Genomic DNA, 22,028 nt, shown 5'->3' with positions numbered 1-22,028 from the left:
GGTGCGGGCGGCGCGGGGCCCCGCCCGTGCCGGGCACGGACAGCGGTCCGTCCCCGCCGTAGCGGCGGGGACGGACACGCGCGGGGGAGGGCGGGCCGCGCGGCCCGCCGGCTCAGGTGACCGGCACCGGGCCGAAGACCCGCTGCAGGCAGACCATCAGGGTGCGGGCGTCGACGTTGACGTAGAAGCTGTGCCGGGCCAGGCCCTCCAGCTCGGTCAGCGGGATCCACCGCAGGTCGGGGGTGTCGGCGGGCCCGCCGTCCGGGCCTGCCTCGACCACCAGGTAGCGGTTGCGGGCGTGGTAGAACCGCCCGCCCTCCTCCGACATCACCGTGTCGAACAGCACCCGCTCGGCGGGCGCAGCCAGCAGTTCGTCCAGCAGCGGCGGCCGGGCGGCCGCCGGCAGCAGGTCGTAGTTCTCCGGCGTGCCCTGCGCGGTCGGGCCCAGCTCCAGCACGTCCGCGCAGCCCACCTCGACGCGGGTGCTCACCAGCACCTGTGGCACGCCGTCGACCCGCCGGACCAGGAAGGCCGACACGCCCCTGTACCGCGGCCTGACCATCGGCTGCGTCCACGCGGCGACCTCGCGGCCCCGGGAACGGAAGTCGATCGCCATCACGTCGAAGAACCCGCCGCTGTCGTGGGTGATGCGGTCGGCCTCGCGCCGCCAGCCGGCCACGTCGCGCAGTGCGACGCGCTCGGTCAGCAACTCGTGCCGGGTACGGGCCTCGGTGATCCAGCTCAGCACCTCGGTGTCGGCCGGCCGGAAGCCGTCCGTGCTGCCGCCGTCGAGGTCCTGGAAGGGGAACGGCAGGCAGGCCAGCACCGTTCGGGCGTCCATGTTGATCAGGTCCACCTCGCCGAGCAGCCGGTGCACCTGGCCGAGCGGCATCCAGCGGAACCCGTCGAGCACCTCGACGTCCCCGGTCACCTCGACGACCATGTTGCGGTTGCGCTTGCGGTAGAACCAGCTGCCCTGCTCGGACTGCCGGACGTCGGCGAGCACCCGGTGGCGCTCGGCGTTGCGGAAGTAGTCCACGTAGGGCACCGGGCTGCCCTTGTGCACCCGCGTGTAGTTGCTGCGGGTGGCCTGCACGGTCGGGGAGAGCTGGGGTCCCGCGCAGTTCCCCGGCTCGGTCTTGGCCTGCATCAGGAAGTGCAGGACCCCGTCGAACTCCTTGGCCAGGATGCCGAGGATGCCCACCTCGGGCTGGTTGATGATCGGCTGCGACCAGGACTCCACCGCCGCGCCCGGGCGGTGCGCCCGGATGCCGCCGATGGTGAAGAAGCGCCCGGTGTCGTGCACCAGGTCGCCGCTGCCCGGGTCGAAGCTCCACGACCGCAACTCCCCGAACGGGATGACCCGCCCGGCCGAGTCGTCGTCCGCGCAGCTCTGCTTCCACCACGCCCAGAAGTCCTCCAGCGGCGCGTGCGCCGTCTCCACCGCCGCCGCGGACCGTGCGATCCGCGCGGACACCGGGGTCAGCACGACGCCCCCGCGAGCGCTCCGGCCGCCGCCCGGTCGGCCGCGCGCAGCGGCTCCCACCAGTCGCGGTGCTCGGCATACCAGCGGACGGTGTCCGCGAGGCCCGACGCGAACCCGACCTGCGGCGCGTACCCGAGCTGCTCGCGGATCTTGCCGCAGTCCACCGAGTACCGCAGGTCGTGCGCCTTGCGATCGGTCACCGTGCGGACCATCTCCGGCCCGGCGCCGAGCAGTTCGAGCAGCCGCGCCACCAGGTCGCGGTTGGCCAGCTCGGTGCCGCCGCCGATGTTGTAGACCTCGCCGGGTTCGCCCCCGGCGGCGACCAGCGCCAGAGCCCGGCAGTGGTCCTCCACGTGCAGCCAGTCCCGGACGTTGGTCCCGTCGCCGTACAGCGGCACCGGCCGGCCGTCCAGCAGGTTCGACACGAACAGCGGGATCGCCTTCTCCGGGTGCTGGTACGGCCCGTAGTTGTTCGAGCAGCGCGTCACACACACCGGCAGGCCGTGCGTGCGGTGGAAGGCGAGCGCCATCAGGTCGGACGACGCCTTGGACGCCGCATAGGGGGAGTTGGGGCGCAGCGGATGGTCCTCCGGCCACGAGCCGCGGGCGATCGACCCGTACACCTCGTCGGTCGACACGTGCACGAACCGGCCGACACCGTGGTCGACGGCCGCTTGCAGCAGCGTGTGGGTGCCCAGCACGTTGGTGCGCACGAACTCCGCGGCGCCGGCGATCGAGCGGTCCACATGGGACTCCGCGGCGAAGTGCACCACCAGGTCGGTGCCCTCCATGAGAGCACCGACCGCCGCCGCGTCGCAGATGTCCCCGCGCACCACCCGCAGCCGCGGATGGCCGGCCGCCGGGGCCAGGTTGGCCTCGTTGCCCGCGTAGGTGAACCTGTCGAGCACCACCATCTCGGCGCCGTCGAACTCGGGACAGTCGCCGGCCGCCCACCGCCGCACGAAGTGCGAGCCGATGAAACCGGCGCCCCCCGTCACCAGGATCCGCACGAGCTTCTCCTTGTCGTTCTCATGTCTCTCCCATCGCGATGGCCCGCAGGTAGGCGCCGTAGTCCGAGGAGCCGATCTCGACGCCCAGCCGGTGGCAGGACTCCGCGTCGATGAATCCCATGCGGTAGGCGATCTCCTCGACGCACGCGATACGCGTTCCCTGCCGCTGCTCGAGCACCTGTACGTACTGGCTGGCCTGCAGCAGCGAGTCGTGGGTTCCGGTGTCCAGCCAGGCGAAACCGCGGCCGAGATTCACCAGCCGGGCCTTGCCGCGTTCCAGATAGACCCGGTTGACGTCGGTGATCTCCAGTTCGCCGCGGGCCGAGGGCTGGATGTTCTTGGCGATGTCCACCACGTCGTTGTCGTAGAGGTACAGGCCGGTGACGGCCAGGTTCGACCGCGGCCTGACCGGCTTCTCCGCCAGCGCGACCAGCCGGCCGTCGGCATCGACCTCGCCGACGCCGTACCGCTCCGGGTCCTTGACCGCGTAGCCGAACAGCACGCAGCCGTCGATCTGCTGCGCGTTGCGGCGCAGCAGCGGGGAGAAGCTCGGCCCGTGGAAGATGTTGTCGCCCAGGATCAGCGCCACCGGGTCGTTCCCGATGTGCTCCGACCCGATGGTGAACGCCTCGGCGATGCCGTTGGGCGCCGGCTGCTCGGCATAGTCGATCGCCATGCCGAGCCGTGAACCGTCGCCCAGGAGCTCCCTGAAGAGTTCGAGGCTGGCCGGCGTGGAAATCACCAGGACTTCCCGAATTCCGGCCAGCATGAGAACCGACAGCGGGTAATACACCATTGGTTTGTCGTATACCGGAAGCAACTGCTTGGACACCGCCCGGGTCAACGGGTGAAGCCGAGTGCCGCTTCCTCCGGCAAGCAGGATGCCTTTCATTGCCGCGAACTTACCGGCGGTCGCCCGGTCGGTCGAGTATCACGCGGACCAATAGGGGGCGCGAAGAATCCGGCCGCTCCGAATAGGGGGTGCCCGCAGTCGGTAGGGGGTTGAATGGCCGGTCGCGCAAGGCGTTGACTTCATTGTGCCGACAATTCTTATTCCCCGTGACAAGTGGAGACGAGGACCGATGACCGTCGCTGCCCCGGACCACCACGCCGGCGGCACCTCGCAGAACGGCGCGATCCGCATCGGGGTGCTGGGCACCTCCGACTTCGCCCGCCGCCGCATGATGGCCGCCATCCGGGGTCACCCCGGCACCGAACTCACCGCCGTCGCCAGCCGCGACGCCGACCGCGCCGCGCGCACCGCAGCCGACCTCGGGTGCGCCGCCGTCGCCGGGTACCAGGAACTCCTGGACCGCGACGACGTCGACGCCGTGTACCTGCCGCTGCCCAACAGCCTGCACCACCCGTGGGCGCTCGCCGCCCTCCGCGGCGGCAAGCACGTGCTCGCGGAGAAGCCGCTGACCACCTCAGCGGCCGACACCGCGGAACTGGCGGCGGCCGCCGCGGACGCCGGCGTGGTGCTGCGGGAGAACTTCTGCTTCCTGCAGCACGGCCAGCACCGCGCCGTCCGCGCCATGGTGCGCGAAGGCCGGATCGGCCGGCTGCGCCGCTTCGGCGGTGCGTTCTGCTTCCCGCCGCTGCCCGCCACCGACGTCCGCTACCGCCCGGAACTCGGCGGCGGCGCCCTGCTCGACGTGGGCGTCTACCCCATCCGGGCCGCCCAGTTCTTCCTCGGCGACGACCTCACCGTCGTCGGCGCCGTGCTCCGCCACGACCCGGTGACCGGCGTGGACCTCGCCGGCAGCGCCCTGCTGCGTGCCGCCGGCGGCGAGATCGTCACCGCCGACTTCGGGTTCGAGCACGCCTACGGGTCCGGCTACCGACTCTGGGGCAGCCGCGGGCGGATCAGCCTCGACCGCGCCTTCACCCCGCCCCCCGACCACACCCCGGTGCTGCGCCTCGACGGCCCGGACGGAACGGGTACCGCCGAGCTGCCCGCCGAGGACCAGTACGCCGGTACCGTCGCCGCGTTCGCCGCCGCGGTACGCCGCGCCCGGATCACCGGGAGCGACCCCGACCACGAGACCTGGGCGCGTGCCGCGGTGCGCACCGCGGAACTCGTCGAGGCCGTCCAGCGGTGCGCCCAGCGGATCACCGTGGAGGACCGCGGATGATCACCGCCCAGCGCACCACGGCCCGAGCCACCGACGGCAGACCCGTCCCGATCCCGCCCGGCCTGTCGGTGCTGGTCCTCGGCGGCACCGGATTCCTCGGCCGGCACATCTGCTCCGCCTTCGGCGCGGTCGGCGCCACCGTCGCCCGGGTCGCCCGCGGCGCGTCCACCGGCGCCCCCGACGGCCTGTTCACCCGGCTCGACCTGGTGGACGCACCCGCCGAGCGGATCGCCGACATCCTCCTGGCCACGCGTGCCGACGTCGTCGTCAACTCCGTCGGCGCGGTCTGGGGCATGAGCGAGGACCAGATGTACGAGGGCAACACCGAACTGGTCCGCCGGCTCGTCGCCGCCATCGCCGCCGTGCCGCACGAACCGCGGCTGGTCCACCTCGGCTCGCTGCACGAGTACGGCCCGGTGCCGCGCGGCACCCGGATCAGCGAGGACGTCACCCCCGCACCCGACACCCCTTACGGGCGGTCCAAACTCCTCGGTGCGCGGGCCGTCCTGGACGCCGCGGCCGAGGGCACGCTGCACGGCACCGTGCTGCGGATCGCCAACGTCGCGGGACCGGGCACCCCGCCCGACAGCCTGCTGGGCATCCTCGCCCGCCGGCTGCACGAGCGGGCCCGCACCGCCGCCTCCGGGGAACTCCCCGCCGAGCTGCGGCTCGCGCCGCTCACCGCGTGGCGCGACTTTATCGACGTGCGCGACGTGGCCGACGCGGTCGTCGCCGCCTCGGTCGCCGACGTCTGCGGCCAGGTCGTCAACATCGGCAGCGGCGAGGCGGTGGAGGTGCGCGAACTGGTCCGCCGGCTCATCGACCTCAGCGGCCTGACCCTGTCCGTGGTCGAGGACCAGAACCGCGACGAGCAGCGGGGCGACCTGCAGTGGCAGCGGTGCGACATCAGCCGCGCGCGCCACCTGCTCGGCTGGCGGCCGCGGCTGACCCTGGAGCACTCGCTGCGCGACCTTTTGCTGGAAACCGGAGTCGGCGTGCTGACTCGCTCAGGAGGGGCTTGAGGATGGATGACGTCAAAGCGCTGATTCTCGAAGGGGTCAGGAAGTACCACCAGGAGCACGAAGGGGTAAGGGAGTTCGTCCCCGGGGTCACCGAGATCTGGCCGTCGGGGGCGGTCCTCGACGAGGAGGACCGGATGGCGCTGGTGGAGGCCGCTCTGGAACTGAGGATCGCCGCCGGTCGCAGCTCCCGGAAGTTCGAGTCCGCGTTCGCCCGCAAGCTCAAGCGCCGCAAGGTGCACCTGACCAACTCCGGCTCGTCCGCCAACCTGCTCGCCGTCTCCGCGCTGACCTCGCCGGCCCTGGAGGACCGCAGGCTCCGGCCCGGCGACGAGGTGATCACGGTCGCCGCGGGCTTCCCCACCACCGTCAACCCGATCCTGCAGAACGGCCTGGTGCCGGTCTTCGTCGACGTGGAACTGCGCACGTACAACACCACCGCGGAACGCGTCGCCCGGGCGATCGGCCCCAGGACCCGCGCGATCATCATCGCGCACGCCCTCGGCAACCCCTTCGAGGTCGCCGAGGTCGCCCAACTCGCCGAGGAACACGATCTGTTCCTCATCGAGGACAACTGCGACGCGGTCGGCTCCACCTACGACGGCCGGCTCACCGGCACCTTCGGGGATCTGGCCACCGTCAGCTTCTACCCGGCGCACCACCTCACGATGGGCGAGGGCGGCTGCGTGCTCACCTCGAACCTCGCGCTGGCCCGCGTCGTGGAGTCGCTGCGCGACTGGGGCCGCGACTGCTGGTGCGAGCCCGGGGAGAGCAACAAGTGCCTCAAGCGGTTCGACTTCCAGATGGGCGAACTCCCGGCCGGCTACGACCACAAGTACATCTTCTCGCACATCGGCTACAACCTGAAGGCGACCGACCTGCAGGCCGCGCTCGGCCTCACCCAGCTCGCCCGGCTCGACGAGTTCGTCGCCGCCCGGCGCGCCAACTGGCGCCGGCTGCGGGAGGGCCTGGACGGGCTGCCGTGGCTGCTGCTGCCGGAGGCGACGCCCCGCAGCGACCCGAGCTGGTTCGGCTTCGCCATCACCGTCGACCCGCGGGCGCCGTTCCGCCGCGCGGAACTGAGCGACTTCCTGGAGTCCCGGCGGATCGGCACCCGGCGGCTGTTCGCCGGGAACCTCACGCGCCAGCCGGCCTTCACCGGCCAGGACTACCGGGTGTCCGGCGACCTGACCAACAGCGACATCATCACCGGACAGACTCTTTGGGTGGGCGTCTACCCGGCGCTCACCGCCGAGATGCTCGACTACGTGACCGCCTCGATCACCGAGTTCGTCGGGACCTACCGGTAAACGCAGGAGCCGGGATCCGCGGCGGACGCGGATCCCGGCTCCTGCGTTGGCCCGGGCGCGGGAGGTCTGGTGGCAGGGCACTTGCCCGGTCGGGCAACCCCGGTGCGGGCACTGCCGGTTCGTGCGGCCCGGCTCAGGCGCGCCCGCCGGAGAGCGGCGGGTTGCCCGGGTACTCGTCGTCGACAGCCCACAACTGCCGTTGCAGCGCCCGCTCCACCTCGCTCAGCGGGATGTCGGGACGCAGCCGCTCCGGGTGGTACAGGGCGGGACCCGCGGGGTCGCGGAGCGGCGCCCGCAGCGGACGCGCGGCCTGCTCCGGTTCCGCCGGGGACGGCTCGTTGGGGAAGGGCCCGGGCGGCGGGAACCACAGATAGCCGAAGTTGACGAGCGTCAGGCCCACCGGACGCAGCACATAGGTCATGGCCAGCCGCCAGGCGCGCCGGCCCAGGCGCCGGGCCCGGGCCGGCCCGCGGCCGGAGCGCGCGGCGCTCACAGCCCCGCCTTCCTGGTCAGGATCTCCCGTTGCATCTCGGTCGTTCCCGAGAAGATCGCGGCGGGCACCGCGTCCCGCAGGTTGCGCTCGATGCCGCCGTCCACCAGGTAGCCGGCCGCGCCGAAGACGTGCACGGCGTCCAGGCTGTTGGCCACCGCCGCCTCGGAGACCGCGCTCTTGGCGACGGCAGCGGCGGCCACCTGCTCCTCGCGGTCCTCGTCGAGCAGCCAGCACGCCCGGTACAGCAGCCAGCGGGCGCCGTCGAGCCGCTGCCGCATCGCCGCCATCCGGTGCGAGACCGCCTGGAACTCGCCGATCGGGCGGCCGAACTGGCGTCGCTCGCCGGCACGCACGACGCAGCGGCGCAACTGCTCCTCCATGACGCCCAGGTAGAGCGCCGGCAGGACGGCGCGCTCCCAGCCCATCGAGTGCTGGAAGATCATGCTGCCCTGCCCCTCGGCGCCCAGCAGGTAACGGGCCGGGACGCGGCAGCCGGTGAACTCCACCCGGCCGGCGGCGCATCCGTGCAGCCCCATCTTCGCCATCGGGCCGCTGACCGTGATCCCCGGCAGGTCGCGGGGCACCGCGAACGCGCTGATCCCGAAGAAGCCGAGCGCGGGGTCGGTCGTCGCGTAGGTGACGAACACGTCCGCGAGAGGCGCGTTGCTGGCGAACGACTTGACACCGTCGAGGACGTAGACGTCCCCGTCGGGCCGTGCCGTGGTGGCCAGCGTGCCGACGTCGGAGCCTGCGCCGTCCTCGGTCATCGCGTTGGCCGCGATCAGCCGGGCCGAACTCAGGCCGGGCAGCAGCTCCTTGCGGACGTCGTCGGAGCCGAACGCGTCGATCGGCACGGCGCAGGCGAGCAGGTGCGCGGCCACGCCGAAGACCAGACCGGTGTCCGCGCACCCCGCCCCGAACGCCTCCAGGCGCAGCGCCGTGTCGAGTGCGCCGAGCCCGCCGCCGCCGAACGTCTCGGGTAGGCAGAGCCCGGCCGCACCGAGACGCGCGGCGGCCTGCCACGCGTCCCGGTCCGCGTACTCCCGCGGGGAGGCGGCGGCCTCGCCGAACCGCTCGCGGGCCGCTTCCAGCAGAGCGGCGCAGGCCGCGCGCTGGCCGTCGGTGAGGTCGAAGTCCATGCCTGAAGTTCCGTCCCTTGAATCTGTCAGAACCGTGGGGGTGGGGGCCGGCCGGGCAGGGGCCGGCCCGGCCGGATCGGCGGATCAGTCGGCCACCGCGGCGGCCGCGCCCGCCGGAGCGGCCGCCGCGGGCTCCGCCGGGGACAGTTCGAGCACCAGGGCGACGATGTGGTTCACATCCCTGAAGTTGGGGCCGCTCATCTTGCCGAACGGCACCACCACGCCGAGCTCCGCGCGCAGGAAGTTCAGCAGCATCGCGACCTTCAGGGAGTCCAGCACCCCCCACTCCAGCAGCGGCGTGGTGTCCTCCAGCTCCCCGTTTGGGTCGCCGGCGAGGAAACTCTCCCGGATGAACGCGGTGAGCTTGGCTCTGACGTCGGTCTCGCTGGGCTGCGTCATGTCGGTTCTGCCTCTCAACTGGCCGCGGCGTGCGCGGGCGCACCGGCCGGACGGCCGGCGACGGGAGTGGATGTGGGGGCGGGCGGGCCGGCGACCGGCCGGCGCGCGGTGCCGGCGGCGGTCAGCCGCTCGGCCAGCGCGGTCCGGTCGACCTTGCCGTTGGGGGTACGGGGCAGCTCGGTGACGAAGTCCACCGAGTCCGCGATCATGTAAGGGGGGAGCCGCGCGGCGCAGTGCCGCTTCAACGCCAGCACGCCGGCGCCGGACGTCCCGGAAGCGGGCACCACGAACGCGGCCAGCCGGCCGTCGAGGCCCGAGCCCGCGACGACCACCGCGGCGTTCTCCACCGACGGGTGGCTGGTCAACGCGGCCTCGACCTCGCCCAGTTCGATGCGGTGGCCGCGAACCTTCACCATGTGGTCGAAGCGGCCCACGTAGTCGAAGGAGCCGTCGTGTCGGACCTGCACGACGTCGCCGGTCGGGTACGGGCCGCGCTGCGGCTCGCGCCCCCAGTAGCCCAGCATCACGGTGGGCCCGTCGACGTACAGCTCGCCCTCCTCGCCCGGCCGGGCCCGGCCCTCGTCGTTGACCGCCCACACGGTGTCGCCGCAGGAAGCGGCGCCGATCGGCACCGGGCGCTCGCGCTCCAGGTCCGCCGGGGTGACCTCGTGGAACGTGCAGACGTTGGTCTCGGTGGGGCCGTACAGGTTCAGCAGCCGCGCGCCGGTCCAGCCGGCGAGCTGGCGCACCCCCGTGATCGGGAACGGCTCGCCCGCGAACAGCACGGCGCGCAACGCGGGCGGCGCGGGCCGCTCCAGCAGCCCGCCGCCGCGCATCATCAGCATCAGCGCCGACGGCACGGAGTACCAGACGGTGATCGCGTGCTCGTGCAGGAACTCCACCAACTGGACGGGCGCGTACGCGAGTTCCGAGCCGATCAGATGTACGGAGGCGCCGGAGGCGAAGGCCGCGTACAGGTCCAGCACGGACAGGTCGAAGGTGAACGGCGCGTGGCTGGAGAAACGGTCCTCGGGTCCCGCGGACAGTTCCGCGACGGCCCAGTCGACGAAGGCGCGGGCGTTGCGGTGGCTGATGCAGACGCCCTTGGGCACGCCGGTCGAGCCGGAGGTGTAGAGGATGTAGGCGAGGTCGTCCGGGGCGACGGCCGCGTCGGCGGGACGCGTCCGCGACGCGGTCGCGCGCGTGCCGTCGTCAGGCTCGTCGAGTGCCAGGAACCCCGTGCCCGGCGGCACTTCCGCCACGACGCCGGCGCGCCGGGCGTCCGGCGCGCACACCACGCGGGCCGCGCAGTCACGGGTGACCATGGCCATCCGGCCGACCGGCGTCGAGCCGTCCACCGGCACGTAGGCGGCGCCCAGCCGCAACACCGCCTGCATCGCGGCGACCGCCGCGCAGGACTTCGCGGCCCACACGACCACCCGGTCGCCCGGCCCGACGCCCCGTCCGGCCAGTTCCCGCGCGAACGCCTCGGCCCGCACGTCGAGTTCTGCGTACGTCATCACACCGTCGGCGGCGTCCACCGCCGGACGTTCCCCGTACCGGGCCGCGGACGCCGTCACCAGGCGGTGCAGCCCCTCGAATCGGTCTTCCGGCGCGGCACCGTGCTCAGGCTCCTCGCGCGGCATGCTCGACGGCTGCCCCATGACGGGTCCTCCTCCGGGACTCCCGCCGCCCGTCCGGTGTCGCGGCGGGGAAGTTCCCCTGTTCGGATCTGGTTTCCGTCATCGTCCGCGCGCCGGCTAAAGCCCCTCTTGCCTGCGGCTCACCCCCTGATCCCCGCCCCGCCCACCCGGCTCACCCGCCTGACCTCGGAGGCGGCCCGGGGGTGATCGGCGGCCGCGCGCCCCGGCCGTGACGCGGGGAGCCGGGTGGCGGGCCGAGCGCGGGGCGGAAGCGGCCCGCACGGCGAACGGGCAGGACGGGCGGTCCTGGACGGCGGGCAGGGCCCGGCCACGGGGCGCGTGGCCGGGCCGCGGTGCTCGCGGTGCGGGGATCGCCGGTCCCGGTACGGGAGAGGCAACGGCGGCCGTGGGGGGATCGCCGGTGTCGGCGCCCGCCGGCGCGTCGGTGGCCGTGACCCGGACGGGTCGGTGGCGGCCGCTGGTGACACCGGTCGCGGTGCGGGGTGTGCGCCGCGCGGGCGGTCAGTAGCGGTGGAAGCCGCAGCCGGTCTTGCGGCCGAGCAGACCGGCGGACACCAGGTCGTGGAGCGGGGCGGCGGGGAGGAGGGAGGGGTCGGGGTGGGCGTGGTGGAGGCTGTGCTGGATCTGGAGCGAGACGTCGAGGCCGATCGCGTCGAGCAGGGCCAGCGGGCCCATCGGGTAGTCGCAGCCCGCGGTCATCGCGGTGTCGAGTTCGGCCGCGGTGGTGTGGCGCTCCGCGAGCAGCCGCACCGCGCCGTTCAGGTACGGGAAGAGCAACGCGTTGACGAGGAAGCCCGGCCGGTCGGCGATGCCGACGGGCCGTTTGCGGAGCCGGCCGCACACCGCGAGTGCGGTGGCGGTGACGTCGGGCGCGGTCAGCGCGGTGGTGACCACCTCCACCAGCCGCATGACGGGCGCCGGATTGAAGAAGTGCAGGCCGACGACGTCCTGCGGGCGTGCCGTCGCGGTGGCGCACTCGACCACCGGCAGGCTCGACGTCGTCGTGGCCAGCACCGCGCCTGCCCGGCACACCGCGTCCAGCCGCGCGAACACCGCCCGCTTGACGTCGATGTCCTCGGCGACCGCCTCGACGACCAGGTCGCACCCGGCCACCGCCGCCATCTCGCCGCCGGCGGTCAGCCGGTCCAGCGCGGCCCGAGCGTCCGCCTCGCCGATCTTGCGGCGGGTCACCGCGCGGTCCAGCGACGCGGCGATCCGGTCGAGCGCCGCCTTGCCCCGCACCTCGTCGCGGGCCACGAGCGTGGTGGGGCAGCCGGCCTTCGCGAAGACCTCGGCGATGCCGGTGGCCATCGTGCCTGAGCCGATCACGCCGACCGTCGCCACCGTGCGGGGCGCGGCCGCGGAACCGCCCGGCCGCGGCTGGTCCGCCTCGGCGGTCGGACCGCCGGCACCGTCCCCGTAACGGTGGAAGCCGCGGCCGGACTTCACGCCGAGCAGCCCCGCGGACACCAGGTGCGCCAGCACCGGCGCCGGCACGTACCGCGCCTCGCCGGTCAGTTCGTGCAGGCCGCGCAGCGTGTCGAGGGCGCTGTCGAGACCGATCAGGTCGAGGTGGGCGAGTGGGCCGCGCGGCAGCCCGCAGCCGAGCACCATGGCCGCGTCGATGTCGCGGGCGTCGGCGTAACCGCGGTCGAGCATCGCCGCCGCGCCGTTGAGATAGGACAGCAGCAGCCCGCCGGCGAGATAGCCGGGCCGGTCGGCGGACCTGACCGGTGTGGCGCCCAGCGCGGTGACCAGGTCCTCGGCGGCGGTGACGATCGCGGCCTCGGTCACCGCGCCCGGCACCACCTCGACGGCGCCGCCGGCCGGCGTGTGGCCGATCGGGTGCAGGCCGACGGTGCGCGGCAGCAGTCCGGCCGCTGCCGCGACGGCGCCGACCGACAGGCTGGTCGTGGTGGCGAACACCGTGCCGGCACCGGCGTGCCGGGCCGCCTCGCGCAGCATCGCGGCCTTCAGCGGCAGGCGTTCGGGCAGCGCCTCCAGCACCAGATCGGCCTCGGCGAGCGCGTCCAGGCGGGTCCCGTAGCCGATCGCCGCCGGGTCCGGCGTGCCCGGTGCCCCCGCCGTCCCGCCGGGCCGCTGGCCATCGGCTGCCGGATGCTCCGTGCGGGCCCGGCCCGCGGCCAGGCGCGCGTCGTCCGCCTCCACCGCGGCGACCGCGACGCCGGCCGCAGCCAGCGCCCGCGCGAACGCCGAGCCGACCGTGCCGAGGCCGATGACCGCGGCGGTACGGAACGGCAGGCCCTCCCTGACCTGGACCGCGGCGGTGGCGCGCCGGCCGGCGGCGGAGGCCGCGGGGGCGCTCGATGGAGCCGGGGCGGCCGAACCGGCGGGAGCCGCGGAGTTCCGGAGAGTGGGTGCCGTCGTCACGCCGCCGCGTCCTTCCCGGACGGGCGGGCCGCGCCGGAACCCCAGCGCAGCGCCACCGAGCCGATGGACATGCCGCCGCCGAATCCGGACAGCACGAGGAGGTCGCCGTCGGCGAACGCCCCCGACCTGCACGCCGTGTCCAGCGCCAGCGGGATCGAGCCCGCGCTGGTGTTGCCGTGCTCGGCGACGTGGAGGTGGGTGCGGGCCCGGGGCAGCCCGACGGTCGGCAGGATGTCCGCGAGCAGCACGCCGTTGGCCTGGTGCGGCACGAAGTGGTCGACCTGTTCGGGCCGCAGCCCGCTGCTCGCGAGCAACGCGCCGACGCTGCATGGGAGTTCCGCGGCGACGAAGTCACGCACCGCCCGCCCGTCCATCCGGAAGTGGTGCTGCCCGAGCGCGACGGTCTTCTCCGAGGCCGGCAGCCTGCTGCCGCCCGCCTCGACGTGGATCAGCTCGCGCCGGTCGCCGTGGCTGGCCAGGTGGGAGCCGAGCAGCCCGGCGCCCTCCGGGACCGGACCGAGCACCACCGCGCCCGCGCCGTCGCCGAACAGCACCGCCGTGCGGCGGTCCGCGCGGTCGACGATCCGCGAGTAGACGTCGGCACCGATCACCAGGCCGCAGCCGCGCACCGCGCCGTCCGGGCCGGGGAGCAGCCGGGCCGCGGTCACCAGGGCGAAGACGAAGCCGCTGCACACGGAGTTGATGTCGAACGCGGCGGCACGCCTCGCGCCGATCCGGTCCTGGACCAGGCAGGCGGTGGCCGGCTGCGGGTGGTCGGGGGTGGAGGTCGCGACCACCACCCACGCGAGCTCGTCCGCGGTGATCCCCGCGGCGTCCAGCGCCGCCCGGGCCGCCTCGACGGCGAGGTCGGAGGTGGCCTCGGACTCGGCGGCGTAACGGCGTTCCCTGATCCCGGTCTTGCGCAGGATCCACTCCTCGGTGACCCCGGCGCGCTCGGCCACCACCCGGTTGGACACCGTCTCGGCGGGCAGGTACGAACCGGTTCCCAGTATTCCTATGCCTTTGATGACGGGCTCCTGACCATGACGACGGCGGGCGCGGAACGGGCCAAGCTCCTCGCCATCGTGAGGTGCGGCGCGGTACGCCGGTAACCCTTGCCCGACCCCTAAGCGCCCCTAGGCAACCGCCGGCCGGTGTACCCCACCTGCGTTCTCCGTCGCACTGGCGCGGCCCCGCCCACCTGCGCGGGGCCAGGGGCCCGGCGCCCCTGCGAGCAGGGGGAGGCAGGGCGTCCGCGTGCGGTGGGCCGCTCTCAAAATTGCTGCCCGGCAACTTGTGGCCATGGGTTGGCTGTCGGTATCCCGCCGGGGCGGCGGCATCGTATGGGCATTCGCCGGGGAAGCGAACGGAAGGCGGGGACATGTCACTTGTGCAACGGGACAGTGCGTGGGCGCGGCTGGAAGCCGCGCTGGACGCCTGCCGCCGCGGGACCACCGGAGTGGTCCTGGTGGAGGGTGCGGTCGGCTGCGGAAAGACGGAGCTGCTGACCGTCCTCTCCGACGAGGCCGAACGCGGGGGTGCCAACGTCCTGCGCGCGGGGGGCACACCGTCGTCGCGGGACCAACCCTACGCGGTGGTACGGCGGTTGGTCGCCGACCTGCCGGACGGCCTGCTGCCGGCCGAACCGCCGCCGGTCCTGGCGACGCCGGGCGGGCACCGCGCCCGGCCCGCCCGGTCCGGGCCCGAACTGCCGCGATCCGGTGCGGTGCTGCCGGGGGGAGTGCGGTTCCCCGGGCAGCGGTCCGCGCCGGAGGCGGCTGCGGGGTTACCGTATCCCGAGCCGGACAGCCTCGGCCCCGGCACCTCGGCCCCGTCGTTCACCGGCGAGCCCCATGTGGCCGCTGCCGGCGGTACGTTCACCGGCGAACCCCAACCCCCCGACGGGGAGGCCGCGTTCGCCGCGCCGGGCGACCCGGGCGGCTACCTCGCCGCTCCGTTCACCGCCGAGGAGTTCGGCTGGGCGCTGCGCGCCCTGGCCGAACAGGCTCCGCTCGTGGTGTGCGTGGACGATCTGCGGTACGTCGACGCCCGCTCGCTCGGCTACCTGCTGCACGCCGTCCGCACCCTGCGCGGCACCGCGCTGCTCCTCGTGCTGGCCGACGTCCCGCAGGAGAGGGCCGAAGAGGCCCCGGCCCGCACCGAGTTGCTCCGCCACCCCAGCTACGCGCGGATCGCCATCGGGCGGCTCGACGAGTCGGGCACCGCGGCTGTGCTCAGCCGGCACGCCGGCCGGCCCGCCACCCCGGAGCTGACCGCGCGGCTGCAGCACACCACCGGCGGCAACCCGCTGCTGCTGCGCGCGCTGCTCACCGAACCCCCCGCGCCGGAGCCCGAACACGGCGGCCCGTTCACCGAGGCCGTGCTGACCTGCCTGCACCGCGGTGGCACCAGATTCCGCCGGCTGGCCACCGTGCTCGCGGTGCTGGACGCCGAGGCCACCGTGGAGAACGTCGCCCGCGTGGCGCGCCTGACGCCGTCGGCGACCGCCCGCACCATGGACGTCCTGGACAGGGCCGGGCTCACCCGAGCCGGGCGGCTGCGCCACCCGGCCATCACCGCCGCCGTCCTGGACGCCACGCCCGGCCGCGAACGCGGCGAACTCCACAGCCGCGCCGCCCAGGTGCTGCAGGAGGGAGGCGGCCACGCCGACGTCGTGGCCCGGCATCTGCTCGCCGCTGCGGGGGACGACGGTCTGCGCAGCGAACCGCCGGTCGGCGACTGGCCGTTGTCGGTGCTGTGCGAGGCGGCCAAGCACGCGCTGGTCTCCGCGGACGACTGCGTGCACGCCGCCGCGTGCCTGCAACTCGCCCGCACCCTGTGCACGGACGAGCACGCCGGGCTGGACGTGGACCTGCGCCGTGCGGGCGTCGTGTGGCGGCTGCACCCGGGCGCCGCGGAAGCCCACCTGCGCGCCCCGCTCGCCGCGTTGCGCGATGGCGCGCTCAGCCCGGCCAGGACCGGGCGGCTGGCCAGGCTGCTGGTGGCGCAGGGCAGGATGGAGGAGGCCGCCGAGGCGCTCGGCCATCTCACCGGACTGGGTGCCGCCCCCCGGGAAGACCCCTTGCGCGAGCTGTTCGCGCTGCCTCCCGCGCCCCGCCCGGCCGAAGCACCGGCCGCCCCCGCCGCGGCAGCCCCAGCCGTCCCCGGCACGGCAGCTCCCGGCGGGACCACCCCGGGCGCCGCCACCCGGGCAGCGGCCGACGAGATGCGGGACGGCCGGGAACTGCCCGCCAGGAGCGCGGCCGCGCTGCGCGCCGCGGCCGCCCTGTGGACCCACCCCGGTGCCGAGGGCGACGAGCAGGCCGTCGAACGCCTCCTGAAGGGAACGCCGTTGGCGCACAACACCTTCGAGCCGATCGTGCAGGCCGTGCGCACGCTGGTGCATCTCGACCGGCCGGACCGCGCCGCGCTCTGGTGCCGGCGGCTGTCGGCGGCAGCCGGCGACTCCGCCCCCGCCTGGCGGGCCGTCTTCGGTGCCGTCCACGCCGAGGGCCTGCTCCGGCTCGGCGACCTCGCCGGCGCGGAGCGGGAGGCGGCGGCCGCCGCCGACACGATCGCCGACCGCGGCGGGCTGTTCCTCTTCGCCCCGGTCGCCGCGCTCGCCACCGCGCTCACCGGTATGGGCCGCTACGAGGAGGCCACCCGACGCCTGCAGACCCCCGCACCCGACGAACTGTTCTCCAGCGTGCACGCCCTGACCTATCTGCGCGCCCGCGGCCACTACTACATGGCCACCCACCGCTACCGCGCCGCGCTCGGCGAGTTCCTCGACGTCGGCCGGCTCGCCCACCGGTGGAGCCTGGACCGGCCGCGCCAGAATCCCTGGCGCACCGACGCCGCCGAGGCGCTGCTGCAACTCGGCGAGCGACGGCGGGCCGAGCGGTTCGTGGTGGAGCAGCTCGGGATGCCGGACGCCCGCGGCCCGCGGGTCCGCGGGGTGTCGCTGCGGCTGCGCGCCGCGACCGCCGAACTGCAACAGCGGCCCAAGCTGCTGACCGCCGCGGTCGACGAACTGCGCCGCTGCGGCGACCGGATCGAACTCGCCCGCGCCCTCTCGGACCTGGGCCGCGCGCTGCGGCTGACCGGAGAGGACAGCCGCGCCGGCATCGTGACGCGGCGGGCCTGGCAACTCGCCGCGGAATGCCGGGCGGTGCCGCTGTGCGAGCAGATCTCGCCCGGGCAGTCCGGCCGCGGCAGGCAGGACGAGGAGCCGCCCGCCGGGCCGCAGCGCCCTGAACCGGCGCCCGCGCGCACCGAGCAACTCAGCGAGGCGGAACGGAGGGTGGCGGCGCTGGCCGGTTACGGATACACCAATCGTGAGATATCCGCCAGGCTCTACATCACCGTGAGTACTGTTGAGCAACATCTGACCCGTGCGTACCGTAAGCTGAAGATCACACGGCGTCAGGACCTGCCGATGGAGCTGCAGCTCGACCTCGTGGAGGACGCCTTCCAGAGATGACCGCGGACGCCGGGACGGCGCAGTCACCCGCTCGCGTGCCGTCCCGCGCCCGAAACGGTAGGCGCAGCCATCCCATGGCGAGCGACACGACATCCCCGAGCCGAGTGCGGACCCGTCGCACCCGCTGCCGACATCCCAGCGCCCGAACCACGCAAGCCTGGCTTTAGAGACGTGGGCGAGCCTGTCGGGGGCAGGAGGGAGTGGGCCGCATGCACTCTGCTGCCGACCGACCCCTGCCCGAAGGAGGCCACAGCTTGGACCGGCGTGCCGAGGAGCACAGAAGCCCGGACATGAGGACGCCCCAGCAGTTCTTCGTTGCAGGGACCGGCATCGCGCTACCGGGCAGGCCGGTGTCCAACGGCACGGTGGCCGACCTGCTGGGCCTCGCCGGCGACTGGATCGAGCGCTCCGTCGGCACACGCAGCCGCCACTTCTGCTGGGACCCGGCGACCGGGAACCTCACCCACAGCCTGGCCGACCTGTGCGCGGAGGCGGGAAGCGCCGCCCTGGACGCGGCCGGACTGGCCGGCGGCGGCCTGGACTTCCTGGTGCTGAGCACCGCCACCCCCGACACCCTGCTGCCGACCACCGCCACCGTGGTCGCCGACCGGCTCGGCCTGCGCGACCTGCCTGCCTACCAGTTGCAGGCCGGCAGTTCCGGGCCGGTGCAGGCGCTCGACGTGGCCGGGGCGCTGCTCGCCGGCGGCCTGCGCGCCGGGCTGGTGATCGGCGGCGACGTCACCGACCGCTTCCTCGACGTCAGCCGTCCGGCCGCCCTGCTGAGCCGGGAGGAGCTGTACGCCTCCGCGCTGTTCGGGGACGCCGCCGGCGCCGCGGCGGTGACCGCCCGGCCGGAGGGCGCCGCGCTGACCGTGCACACCCGGCTGCACCGCTTCATGGGCCTGGGCCGGGCGCCCGGCCTGATCATCGACTGGAGCGGTGCGGTGCGCACCGAACCCGGCCGACGGATGCTCTACGAGGACCACGACGCGGTGCGGGAACACGTGCCGGGCCTGGCCGCCGGGCTGCTCGACGATCTGCTGGCCGGGACCGGCTGGCGGCGCGACGACATCGCCTACGTGCTGCCACCCGAACTGTCCGGCCGGATGACCGCCCGGATCTGCGACCGGCTCGGGCTGGACCGCAGCCGCCAGCTGTCCGGCGTCACCGAGCACGGCAACACCGGCAACGCCGCCGCACTGCTCCAACTGCACCGGCTGGCCGCGGAGTCCACCGTCGGTGAGCGCGCGCTCGCGCTCACCGTCGAGCCCGGCAAATGGGTCGTCGGGGGACTGGCCCTGGAGCGGACCGCCGGCGCACCGCCGGCGGCAGCGCCCTAGGAACCGTCGGGCCGGCTGCCGGGCATCGCGGCGTCTCCGACCCCCGCGGTCGGAGCGTCGAGAAGCCCGTGCAGCATGACGTTGACCCCGGCCTGGAAGCGGCTGGTGGACTGCATCTCCTCCATGATCCTGGCGATGTGGCGCCGGCACGTGCGCACCGACATCCCGAGCCTGCGCGCCACCATCTCGTCCTTGTGGCCCTGGGCCATCAGACGCACGATGGCCCGCTTGAGGTCGTCCGCGATGGCCGCGTCCTCCTCGACGTCGGGGACGAACGGGACGGCGCCGGTCCACAGGTAGTCGTAGACCTTGCACAGGAACGCGACCAGCGTCGGCTCCCGCACCACCACCGCCCCGCCCGGTTCGTCGTCGAGCTGCTGCTCCGGGAGGAACACCACCTCGCGGTCGTAGATGATCATCCGGTCGATCAGCTCGTCGGTGGTGCTGACGTCGGCGCCCGCCGCCGTCACCGCCCGCACATAAGCGGTGGTGGCGATGTCGCTGCGGACCGTGTGCTGGTAGAGGTGCTTCAGGTGCACCCCGCGATGGAGGCGTTCCAGCGCGAGCGGGCGTGCCTCCTCCAGCGCGCCGGCCCGGCGGGTGCCGCCCGGCTGCGCGGTGAGCATCTCGGTGCGGCACCGCGCGCCGTACTCGTCCAGTGTCGCCTGGAGGGTGGCGCGGTCGCTGATCACGTCGAACGCCTCGGCCTTGTTGCGCTGGCGGCGGCTCTCGAAGTACGCGGGCAGCAGAGCGAGCACGCCGCTGCGCGCGGCGCTCACCTGCTGCTGCAGGTCGCGGATCTCGTGCTCCACCGGACCCACCAGATCGGCCGCGGCGGCGTTCGGGCTCACCGGCGTCAGGAGGTCCGGCCGACCGGGGACCGGGCGCAGCAGTCGAAGTCTCAGAAGCGTCCGCTCGGCCTCGCCGACCGCCTCCTCCGAGAGGCCAAGGGCTTGAGTGACCTCTGACCTGACGAAGCGTCCGAGAAGGACAGCATGCTCGTAAGCGGAGGCACTCCGATCGTCAAGCTGGGCTGTTCCGAGCATGCGTATGGAGTTCTCCAGCGGCACCTGATCACTCCCCCTGAGGTGACTAGTTGCCAGGCAACCTTACGCCACGCCCCTTGCCTGGGGAATCTGCGAATGTTCGGCGAGGATTCTGCGTATCGCACCACGTACCAGAAATGCGCCGGACCAAGCGACGTCAACATGGGGGTACGTAATGGACAGCGCGCGCGTTCGAAGAGCCCTTGTCCTGCTGGTCGGAGCCGCTGGGCTCTGGGCCACCGGGGCTGTCGGGGCCGTCAACGCCTCCGCCGCGGATCACGGCACGGTCGTCGGGCTCCGACTATCCGTGCATGTTGCAAGCACCACTGTGGACCTCGATGCGGTGCCGGACGACGACCGCTGGGAGAGCACCCCGCTCTAGCAGGGTGACCCGGGCCGCACAGACGGCACATACCACGGGACCGGAGGGCCGCAGCGGCCCTCCGGTCCTCTTCGTCGGGCCCTGCCCGCCTACTCCCGGAAGCGGTTGATGGCGGGCAGGTGGCGCTCGCGCAGTTCGGGGTCCGTGACGCCCAGGCCCTCGTGGGGGGCCAGCGCGAGGACGCCGACCTTGCCCTGGTGGAGGTTGCGGTGGACGTCGTGGGCGGCCTGGCCGGTCTCGGCGAGGGTGTAGGTGCGGGAGAGCGTCGGGTGGATCTTGCCCTTGGCGACCAGGCGGTTGGCCTCCCACGCCTCGCGGTAGTTGGCGAAGTGCGAGCCGACGATGCGCTTGAGGCTCATCCACAGGTAGCGGTTGTCGTACTCGTGGGTGTAGCCGGAGGTGGAGGCGCAGGTGACGATGGTGCCGCCCTTGCGGGTCACGTAGACCGAGGCGCCGAAGGTCTCCCGGCCGGGGTGCTCGAAGACGATGTCCACGTCCTCGCCGCCGGTCAACTCCCGGATGTGGGCGCCGAACCGCTTCCACTCCCGCGGGTCCTGGGTGTGCTCGTCCTTCCAGAACCGGTAGTCCTCGGCGGTGCGGTCGATGATCGCCTCGGCGCCGACGGCACGGCAGATGTCGGCCTTCTGGGGGCTCGAGACGACGCAGATGGGGATCGCGCCGCCCGCGAGGGCGAGTTGGGTGGCGTAGGAGCCGAGTCCGCCGCTGGCGCCCCAGATCAGGACGTTGTCGCCCTGCTTCATCGCGGCGCCGTTGCGGGAGACGAGCTGGCGGTAGGCGGTGGAGTTGACCAGGCCGGGGGCGGCGGCCTCCTCCCACGTCAGGTGCTCGGGCTTGGGCATCAGCTGGTTGGACTTGACCAGGGCGATCTCCGCCAGGCCGCCGAAGTTGGTCTCGAAGCCCCAGATCCGCTGCTCGGGGTCGAGCATGGTGTCGTCGTGGCCGTCGGCCGACTCCAGCTCCACGCTCAGGCAGTGCGCCACCACCCGGTCGCCGGCGTGCCACTTGTTGACCCCGGGGCCGGTGCGCAGCACCACGCCCGCCAGGTCGGAGCCGATGACGTGGTACGGCAGGTCGTGCCGCTTCGCCAGCGGCGACAGCCGGCCGTACCGCTCCAGGAACGCGAACGTCGGCAGTGGCTCGAAGATCGCACTCCACACCGTGTTGTAGTTGACCGAGCTGGCCATGACCGCCACCAGCGCCTCGCCGGGGCCGAGTTCGGGCACCGCCACGTCCTCCACGTGGAGCGACTTGCGGCAGTCCCGCTCGACCGGCGGGATGCCGGCGAACATGTCCGCCTCGTCCTTGTGCACGGTCACCGCGCGGTACGACTCCGGCAGCGGCAGGGCCGCGAAGTCCCCCGCGCTCACTACGGATCGGCCGGCGGCGGTCGACGCGGTCGACGCGATGATGGCGTCGAGGATCTCTTTCACGGTGCCTCCAGTCGCTTGACCTGACGGTCCACTGAAACGCACACCGGCCGCCGCCGCTCCCCTTCCGACCAGGCGGTGGGGTACACCCGCATCGAGTAGGGGCTGCCGCACCGTCCCCAGGCATCAGCCCGTGGTGATATCCGCCGGGATTCCGGCCGGCCGGCGGAGGGACGCTCCACCGGCTCGTGCGTCAGCCCGTGGTGTGGGTGGTCGGTCGTCCTGCTCGCCGGCTGGGCGGGGTGCCTCGTTCCTCAGCCCCCCACTCCGCCGGCTCGTGCGT

Annotated in this window: 16 protein-coding genes; 5 read left to right on the top strand and 11 right to left on the bottom strand. The window is 73.7% G+C overall.

Annotated features, from left to right (window positions below):
- Nucleotides 1-112 precede the first annotated feature (112 nt).
- Genes ACH4TG_RS26240 through rfbA form a run of 3 tightly spaced genes read right to left on the bottom strand, consistent with a single transcriptional unit; the run spans nt 113 to nt 3,388 of the window.
- A complete protein-coding gene (locus tag ACH4TG_RS26240; RefSeq protein ID WP_398244959.1) occupies nt 113-1,489 on the bottom strand; it encodes an NDP-hexose 2,3-dehydratase family protein in 1,377 nt (458 codons plus the stop codon).
- Entirely contained in the window at nt 1,483-2,496 is a 1,014-nt protein-coding gene (rfbB, locus tag ACH4TG_RS26235; RefSeq protein WP_398244958.1) for a dTDP-glucose 4,6-dehydratase, read from the bottom strand. The genes ACH4TG_RS26240 and rfbB overlap by 7 nt, the downstream gene beginning before the upstream one ends.
- Before the next feature lie 19 nt (nt 2,497-2,515).
- Nucleotides 2,516-3,388 (bottom strand): glucose-1-phosphate thymidylyltransferase RfbA, encoded by an 873-nt coding sequence (gene rfbA / locus ACH4TG_RS26230; protein WP_398244957.1) that lies wholly within the window; start codon nt 3,386-3,388, stop codon nt 2,516-2,518.
- A 190-nt stretch (nt 3,389-3,578) separates the two neighbouring features.
- On the opposite strand from rfbA, the gene ACH4TG_RS26225 reads away from it, so the two are divergent.
- Genes ACH4TG_RS26225 through rfbH form a run of 3 tightly spaced genes read left to right on the top strand, consistent with a single transcriptional unit; the run spans nt 3,579 to nt 6,960 of the window.
- Nucleotides 3,579-4,631 carry a Gfo/Idh/MocA family protein gene (locus ACH4TG_RS26225; RefSeq protein WP_398244955.1) on the top strand — a complete coding sequence of 351 codons (1,053 nt, stop codon included), beginning with the start codon at nt 3,579-3,581 and terminating at the stop codon, nt 4,629-4,631.
- Entirely contained in the window at nt 4,628-5,653 is a 1,026-nt protein-coding gene (locus tag ACH4TG_RS26220) for an NAD-dependent epimerase/dehydratase family protein (RefSeq protein ID WP_398244954.1), read from the top strand. The genes ACH4TG_RS26225 and ACH4TG_RS26220 overlap by 4 nt, the downstream gene beginning before the upstream one ends.
- Before the next feature lie 2 nt (nt 5,654-5,655).
- On the top strand, nt 5,656-6,960 hold the full coding sequence (rfbH, locus tag ACH4TG_RS26215; protein WP_398244953.1) for a lipopolysaccharide biosynthesis protein RfbH: 1,305 nt from the start codon (nt 5,656-5,658) through the stop codon (nt 6,958-6,960).
- A 133-nt stretch (nt 6,961-7,093) separates the two neighbouring features.
- Here rfbH and ACH4TG_RS26210 read toward each other — a convergent pair whose 3' ends face one another.
- The 6 genes from ACH4TG_RS26210 to ACH4TG_RS26185 form a co-directional block, all read right to left on the bottom strand.
- Nucleotides 7,094-7,453 carry a DUF6059 family protein gene (locus ACH4TG_RS26210; RefSeq protein WP_398244952.1) on the bottom strand — a complete coding sequence of 120 codons (360 nt, stop codon included), beginning with the start codon at nt 7,451-7,453 and terminating at the stop codon, nt 7,094-7,096.
- Nucleotides 7,450-8,592: an acyl-CoA dehydrogenase family protein gene (locus tag ACH4TG_RS26205; RefSeq protein WP_398244951.1), complete on the bottom strand. Its 1,143-nt coding sequence runs from the start codon at nt 8,590-8,592 to the stop codon at nt 7,450-7,452. The genes ACH4TG_RS26210 and ACH4TG_RS26205 overlap by 4 nt, the downstream gene beginning before the upstream one ends.
- 84 nt (nt 8,593-8,676) lie before the next feature.
- Nucleotides 8,677-8,991, bottom strand: a complete 315-nt coding sequence (locus ACH4TG_RS26200) for an acyl carrier protein (protein ID WP_398244950.1) — start codon at nt 8,989-8,991, stop codon at nt 8,677-8,679.
- 14 nt (nt 8,992-9,005) lie between these two features.
- Complete coding sequence (locus ACH4TG_RS26195; RefSeq protein WP_398244983.1) at nt 9,006-10,637, bottom strand: amino acid adenylation domain-containing protein; 1,632 nt, start codon at nt 10,635-10,637, stop codon at nt 9,006-9,008.
- 519 nt (nt 10,638-11,156) lie between these two features.
- Nucleotides 11,157-13,046, bottom strand: coding sequence for a 3-hydroxyacyl-CoA dehydrogenase family protein (locus tag ACH4TG_RS26190; protein ID WP_398244949.1), 1,890 nt, complete (start codon nt 13,044-13,046; stop codon nt 11,157-11,159).
- Nucleotides 13,043-14,074: a 3-oxoacyl-ACP synthase III family protein gene (locus tag ACH4TG_RS26185; protein ID WP_398244982.1), complete on the bottom strand. Its 1,032-nt coding sequence runs from the start codon at nt 14,072-14,074 to the stop codon at nt 13,043-13,045. Before ACH4TG_RS26185 ends, ACH4TG_RS26190 begins: the two co-directional genes overlap by 4 nt.
- A 353-nt stretch (nt 14,075-14,427) precedes the next feature.
- On the opposite strand from ACH4TG_RS26185, the gene ACH4TG_RS26180 reads away from it, so the two are divergent.
- Together ACH4TG_RS26180 and ACH4TG_RS26175 are read left to right on the top strand one after the other, a co-directional pair.
- Nucleotides 14,428-17,529: an AAA family ATPase gene (locus ACH4TG_RS26180; protein ID WP_398244948.1), complete on the top strand. Its 3,102-nt coding sequence runs from the start codon at nt 14,428-14,430 to the stop codon at nt 17,527-17,529.
- Between the two features lie 290 nt (nt 17,530-17,819).
- Nucleotides 17,820-18,869 carry a 3-oxoacyl-[acyl-carrier-protein] synthase III C-terminal domain-containing protein gene (locus ACH4TG_RS26175; RefSeq protein WP_398244947.1) on the top strand — a complete coding sequence of 350 codons (1,050 nt, stop codon included), beginning with the start codon at nt 17,820-17,822 and terminating at the stop codon, nt 18,867-18,869.
- Here the strand turns inward: ACH4TG_RS26175 and ACH4TG_RS26170 are convergent.
- Nucleotides 18,866-19,720 (bottom strand): LuxR C-terminal-related transcriptional regulator, encoded by an 855-nt coding sequence (locus ACH4TG_RS26170; protein ID WP_398244946.1) that lies wholly within the window; start codon nt 19,718-19,720, stop codon nt 18,866-18,868. The genes ACH4TG_RS26175 and ACH4TG_RS26170 overlap by 4 nt on opposite strands.
- Before the next feature lie 666 nt (nt 19,721-20,386).
- Nucleotides 20,387-21,748, bottom strand: coding sequence for a crotonyl-CoA carboxylase/reductase (gene ccrA, locus ACH4TG_RS26165; protein WP_398244945.1), 1,362 nt, complete (start codon nt 21,746-21,748; stop codon nt 20,387-20,389).
- Nucleotides 21,749-22,028: the final 280 nt, after the last annotated feature.

It is taken from the genome of Streptomyces sp. NPDC020917 (assembly GCF_044333795.1).
Taxonomy (GTDB): domain Bacteria; phylum Actinomycetota; class Actinomycetes; order Streptomycetales; family Streptomycetaceae; genus Actinacidiphila.
Note: the sequence above shows the minus strand (reverse complement) of the source record. Positions and strands in the feature narration are given on the sequence as shown.

Excerpts from the sequence above, each read along its gene's own strand:
- ACH4TG_RS26200 (WP_398244950.1), bottom strand. The coding sequence starts at position 8,991 with ATGACGCAGCCCAGCGAGACCGACGTCAGAGCCAAGCTCACCGCGTTC.
- rfbA (WP_398244957.1), bottom strand. The coding sequence starts at position 3,388 with ATGAAAGGCATCCTGCTTGCCGGAGGAAGCGGCACTCGGCTTCACCCG.
- ACH4TG_RS26225 (WP_398244955.1), top strand. The coding sequence starts at position 3,579 with ATGACCGTCGCTGCCCCGGACCACCACGCCGGCGGCACCTCGCAGAAC.
- ACH4TG_RS26175 (WP_398244947.1), top strand. The coding sequence starts at position 17,820 with ATGAGGACGCCCCAGCAGTTCTTCGTTGCAGGGACCGGCATCGCGCTA.
- rfbH (WP_398244953.1), top strand. The coding sequence starts at position 5,656 with ATGGATGACGTCAAAGCGCTGATTCTCGAAGGGGTCAGGAAGTACCAC.
- ACH4TG_RS26220 (WP_398244954.1), top strand. The coding sequence starts at position 4,628 with ATGATCACCGCCCAGCGCACCACGGCCCGAGCCACCGACGGCAGACCC.
- ACH4TG_RS26205 (WP_398244951.1), bottom strand. The coding sequence starts at position 8,592 with ATGGACTTCGACCTCACCGACGGCCAGCGCGCGGCCTGCGCCGCTCTG.
- ACH4TG_RS26180 (WP_398244948.1), top strand. The coding sequence starts at position 14,428 with ATGTCACTTGTGCAACGGGACAGTGCGTGGGCGCGGCTGGAAGCCGCG.
- ACH4TG_RS26195 (WP_398244983.1), bottom strand. The coding sequence starts at position 10,637 with ATGCCGCGCGAGGAGCCTGAGCACGGTGCCGCGCCGGAAGACCGATTC.